The 3,719-nt window shown below is 59.5% G+C and carries 2 protein-coding genes; one reads left to right on the top strand and one right to left on the bottom strand.

Annotation, left to right across the window (positions count from 1 at the left end):
• A partial coding sequence (locus tag ASE90_RS09375; protein ID WP_055999311.1) for an IS110 family transposase occupies positions 1-883 on the bottom strand: 883 nt, incomplete at its 3' end.
• A gap of 223 nt (positions 884-1,106) precedes the next feature.
• Between ASE90_RS09375 and ASE90_RS09370 the strand changes: the two genes are divergently transcribed.
• Positions 1,107-3,470, top strand: coding sequence for a calcium-binding protein (locus ASE90_RS09370; RefSeq protein WP_055999308.1), 2,364 nt, complete (start codon positions 1,107-1,109; stop codon positions 3,468-3,470).
• The last annotated feature ends 249 nt before the right edge of the window (positions 3,471-3,719 follow it).

Genomic DNA, 3,719 nt, shown 5'->3' with positions numbered 1-3,719 from the left:
TCTCCGGCTTTCGCTTCACGCCTTTGATCAGCGACGTCATTCCGACGACGAGTAGCGTACGCAGATACTTGTCGCCCATCTTGGAGATCCGCCCAAGCCTCTCTTTGCCGCCACTCGAATGCTGCCGCGGCGTCAGGCCTAACCAGGCGGCGAACTCCCGCCCTGAGCGGAACTGGCTCGCGTCGGTGACCGACGCGGCTAACGCTGTTGCCCCGATCGGACCGATGCCAGGGATCGACATGAGGCGACGGGCTGTGTCGTTTGTCCGCTGCCAGGCGAGGAGATCCAGATCGATCTCCCGAAGCTGCGCATGGGTATCGAGCGCCTGTTGCGACAATCTTCCAGCGATCTTTGCCGCTTCCCTCGGCACGGGAGGCGCCTCGCCGTCAATGATCTTGCGCGCCATCTCCAACGCCAGACGAATGCCTTGAGGAATGTTGATGCCGAACTCGGCAAGCAGTGCCCGCACCATGTTGACGAGCTGCGTCCGTTGCTTGACCAGCAGGTCGCGCGCCCGATGCATTGACAAGGCTGCTTGCTGCTCCGGCGACTTCACCGGCACAAACCGCATCGTCGGACGCGTCACTGCCTCGCAGATCGCTTCCGCATCAGCTGCGTCGGTCTTGCCGCGCTTCACATAGGGTTTGACATACGCTGCCGGCATCTGTCGGATATCGTGGCCAGGCTTGATCAGCTCGCGAGCCCAATGATGCGCCGTGCCGCACGCCTCCATGCCGACAGGACAAGGTGGCAAACTTGCAAAGAAGGGTAGAAGCTGCGCGCGACGCAGCGTCCTTCTGACAACCACGTTGCCGTCCGCATCGATACCGTGAACTTGGAAAACGTTCTTGGCCAGATCAAGGCCGATCGTGCTAATCTCCATGACGGGTGGCTCCCATATGCTCGTGAATGCCTGATAGCCTTCACACCATGGCACCTCGATGCCGTGAGCGGGAGCCATCCACCCCATTCGTTCAGATTGCTAAGGCGATCGACCCTCGCAGCTACCGCGAGGCGGTTGAACTCTCCACTCGACCGGATCGTACGCTCGCTTGCGCGTGCCAAGGTTGGCTTCCATAACTCACTGAATTCTGGGGGAGGAAATTATGCAGATCGACGGCACTGCTGCGTCTGAAACGCTATCGGGCACGGATGGGGACGACGTCATCAACGGCTATGCCGGCTTTGACATCATCAACGGACGCGGCGGCAACGATGTAATCAACGGCGGCGACGATGGAGACTCGTTGGAAGGGGGCGCAGGCGACGACATTATCGATGGTGGAGACGGCAACGACTTCGTCAATGACTTTACCAGCGGGTCGGACATCCTGCGTGGTGGATCCGGTGCCGATACGATCAACGTCAGCCATTTTGGCGCGACGGGATTGACCGAGACGATCGTCATCAATGCCGGAACCGGCGACGACCGGGTCGATTTCAACAGTTCCGCCAAGGGGACGGCGACGATCGATCTCGGTGACGGTGCCGACCGACTGTCGTTCGGGACTGTATCCAACGCCTCGCTGACGATCACCACTGGCGCCGGGCGCGATACGATCGTTCTGCAACCGTACACCTCGATCGGAACTGCTCCTGTCATTACCGATTTTCAGGCAGGCGATGCGGGCGACATCTTTGAACTGAGCGAGTATGTCGCCCGGACGACGATCAATTGGGATGGCTCCAATCCGTTTGGCCCGGCGGGCTTTCTGCGGTTGGTTCAGTCCGGCACGTCGGTCCTGTTGGAAGCGGATCGCGACGGACCTACCGGCTCCATGTCCGGCTTCGTGCCGCTGGCACGCTTCGAGAACAGCTTGGTCGAAGCGTTTACCGCAGCAAACTTCGGCGGATATGCACCGTCGGGCGCCGCGGTGGTCGGCAGGACGATCACCGGCACGGACAACTTCGATACCCTGAACGGCACGGTCGGTGCCGACATCATTAGCGGTTTCGCCGGTCGTGATCAGATCGACGGTCGCAATGGCAATGACATTATCGATGGCGGTGCCGATAGCGACGCCATCCAGGGCGGCTTCGGTAACGACGTCATCGATGGTGGCGACGGCGATGACACGATCAGCGACACGGGCGGGTCGGACACGATACGTGGTGGTGCAGGCAACGATTCAATATTCGTGTCGCATTCGTCTAATGGAACTGCCGAAACGATCCGGATCGAAGGCGGCGCAGGAGACGACGTCGTTTCCTACTACGTCTTCAGTCCCGGCACCGGTTCAATCGATCTTGGTGAGGGTGCCGACCGGCTCATTCTAGGGAACGGACAGGCAGTACGCGCAACGCTTGGTAGCGGACGCGATCGTGTTGAGTTCGCCAGCTTTGCACCGCAGAACGCCATTCCCACGATTGCCGACTTCACGGCGGGTGCGGACGGCGATGTCGTCGATATCAGCACGAACTTCGCCTTCGGTTTCCAAGGTTGGGACGGATCGAACCCGTTCGGTAGCAGCGGCTATCTGCGACTGCTTCAAGCTGGCAAGGATACGCTGTTCCAGATCGATCGTGATGGTGCGGTCGGTCGAAATAGCGGCTTCCAAACCATCGGCCGGTTGGAGAACGTCGATGCCTTTTCGCTTACCGCTGAAAACTTTGGTGGCTACGCACCAAAGGTCGTCAACGGTGCCGATCTTGCAACCGCCGTCGTAACCACTCCCCAGGTCGTCACCGAGGGCATCGATCAAACGTTCACGATCGGGTTGACGTTCAAGAGCGTGACTAGCCTAAACACCTTCGTGTCGATGAGCTTCGTCACTGACGCGTCGTCTGCGACCAATGGCAGCGACGTGAGCGTCGGTACTTTCTCGGGTAATTTTTCGATCACGCAATCGCCGGCCGGCGACTATCGCGCCAATCTGGGCTCCGTAGCGATCCTCGATGATGGGTTTGTCGAAGGTGACGAGACAATCGCGATCCGGATCACCGCGACCGGCCAGCTGTTTGACACCGGTACCGATAGCACCGTCGTTCAAATCAGCCTGCGTAGTGACGATCGGACCGGCACGGACGGGGCCGACGTCCTGAACGGCACAGCCGGCAACGATATCCTCCGCGGTTTCGCAGGCGCCGATACACTTACCGGGTTTTCCGGACGAGATCTGTTGGAAGGTGGTCAGGGTAACGACGTCCTCTCGGGCGGCAGCGGCAGTGACGTCTTCCTGTTCGCGGGTGCCATTCTTGGCAACGACAGGATCAAGGACTTCGGCGTTGATGACCTACTGGTAACGACGCTGAAGTTGGCTGACCGGGACAGCGACGGCGTCATTGGCTTCGGTTCTGATCGCGACCTTGACTTTACCGGTGGTGGGCAGGCTGTCATCACTTCCGATGCTGGTACCCGCGTGACCAGTTTGGAGTATGATGGCAGTTTCGTCGCCGACAACGTCACCTACTACGTTTATAGCCGCGTCGGCTCTTCCGTTGGCATGCCTGACGCCGACGCTCTAATCTGATGGCACGGTAGCACGGGCGTACGATGATTATGAAACACGCCCGTGCTCCAAGACCCACAAGCGGTCGTTGGGGGCGCCTCACCAGCTTCCCATCTTCTGCCATTCGTTCATGTTGGAAGCAGCGCATTATCCACCGTCGCGCTGGACGGATTGACGTGACCCCCTGATTTTCCTCCACGAACGATTAGAGTCTGGCCTGAAGGAAGGACAGACGATGAAGCGTGCGAGGTTTTCAGAAGAGCAGATCAT

It is taken from the genome of Sphingomonas sp. Leaf67 (genome assembly GCF_001421965.1).
GTDB lineage: Bacteria > Pseudomonadota > Alphaproteobacteria > Sphingomonadales > Sphingomonadaceae > Sphingomonas.
Note: the sequence above shows the minus strand (reverse complement) of the source record. Positions and strands in the feature narration are given on the sequence as shown.